Raw genomic sequence first — 1,804 nt, 5'->3', positions numbered from 1 at the left:
CTCCTGCGGCAGGTAGCCGATCGACAGGCCAGGCATGGGAATCGCCTCGCCCTCGAATTCCTTGTCCACGCCGGCCATGATTTTCAGCAGCGAGGACTTGCCCGAGCCGTTCAGGCCCAACACGCCGATCTTGGCGCCGGGAAAGAAAGAAAGCGAGATGTCCTTCAAGATCTGCCGCTTCGGCGGCACGGTCTTGGAGACGCGATTCATCGAGAAAACGTATTGGGCCATCGTATTTTTGGAAAAAACTGCAAAAAGCTGTGTGTGTTGGGCCACGCAGGCAAACCAAGATTATCCGCCCATGCGACAATCGGGTCTGCCATGGGCCCCAGTCACCCTGGCACCAGCACTGCAGCTGGGGACGAAGGATGCCATCCCGGCCATCCGGGCTCCCGCTCTCGCAATCACCGGAACCCCTTGCACTGGCCCGGCGGCCTCTTGCGCCGTCGGCGGCGGGCCGGTACCCAGCGCCCCGGATGGGCGCATCGGATCCAATGACATTTGAAGAACTGAACCTGGCGCCAGCCATTCTGCGCGCTGTGCAAGAGCAGGGCTACGACAGCCCCACCCCCATCCAGGCCCAGGCGATCCCCGCCGTGCTCGAGGGCCGCGACCTGCTGGCCGGGGCCCAGACCGGCACCGGCAAGACGGCCGCGTTCACGCTGCCGATGCTGCAGCGCCTGAGCGCGGGCGAGGCTGCCACCAGCCGCTTCGGCGGCCGCGGCGTGCGCGCCCTGGTGCTGACCCCGACGCGCGAACTCGCTGCCCAGGTCGAGGAGTCGGTGCGCGCCTATGCCAAGCACCTGAACATCAAGTCCACGGTGATCTTCGGCGGCGTGGGCATGAACCCGCAGATCGAGCGCATCAAGCGCGGCGTGGACATCCTGGTGGCCACGCCCGGTCGCCTGCTGGACCTGCAGCAGCAGGGCTTCCTCGACCTGTCCACGGTCGAGATCCTGGTGCTCGACGAGGCCGACCGCATGCTCGACATGGGCTTCATCCATGACGTGAAGAAGGTGCTGGCGCTGCTGCCCGCCAGCAAGCAGAGCCTGCTGTTTTCCGCCACCTTCAGCGACGAGATCCGCGAACTGGCGAACGGCCTGCTCAAGAACCCGCAGAGCATCCAGGTCACGCCGCGCAACACCACCGTGCAGCGCATCAGCCAGGTCATCCACCCGGTCGGCCGCGCCAAGAAGAAGCAGGTGCTGCTGCACATTATCCAGCAGCACGACTGGAGCCAGGTGCTGGTCTTCACGCGCACCAAGTTCGGCGCCAACAACGTGGCCGACTACCTGACGAAAAACGGTGTCTCGGCCATGGCGCTGCACGGCAACAAGAGCCAGAGCGCGCGCACGCAGGCGCTGGAGGGCTTCAAGAGCGGCCAGATCCGCGCCCTAGTGGCCACCGACATCGCCGCGCGCGGCATCGACATCGACGACCTGCCGCACGTCGTGAACTACGAGATCCCCAACGTCCCCGAGGACTACGTGCACCGCATCGGCCGCACCGGCCGCGCCGGGCGCGAGGGCCACGCCGTGAGCCTGGTCTGCATGGACGAAGAGGGCTTCATGATGGAGATCGAGCGCTTCACCAAACAGGAGATCCCGGTGCAGGTGATCGAGGGCTTCGGCCCCGACGAGGGCGAGAAGGCCGAGCCCATCGCCATGGGCCGCCAGACCATCTGGGGCGGCGCAGGTCGCCCGCCCAGCCGCGAGGTCATGCAGGCGGCCGCCAAGGCCGCACGCCAGGAAATGATGGAGCGCATCCGCGCCAACAAGGCCACTGCCGGCGGCGGTGGCCAGCG

General features: G+C 66.6%; 2 protein-coding genes. One reads left to right on the top strand and one right to left on the bottom strand.

The window, feature by feature from the left end; all coding sequences use genetic code 11:
- On the bottom strand, positions 1 to 231 hold a 231-nt coding region (locus A612_RS02875), incomplete at its 3' end, for an ATP-binding cassette domain-containing protein (protein ID WP_141630316.1).
- A 263-nt stretch (positions 232 to 494) separates the two neighbouring features.
- On the opposite strand from A612_RS02875, the gene A612_RS02870 reads away from it, so the two are divergent.
- A partial coding sequence (locus A612_RS02870) for a DEAD/DEAH box helicase (protein WP_019373096.1) occupies positions 495 to 1,804 on the top strand: 1,310 nt, incomplete at its 3' end.

This window comes from Melaminivora alkalimesophila (assembly GCF_000282995.1).
Taxonomy (GTDB): domain Bacteria; phylum Pseudomonadota; class Gammaproteobacteria; order Burkholderiales; family Burkholderiaceae_C; genus Melaminivora; species Melaminivora alkalimesophila.
The sequence above is the reverse complement of the archived record's forward strand: the minus strand, read 5'-3'. Positions and strand labels throughout refer to the sequence as shown.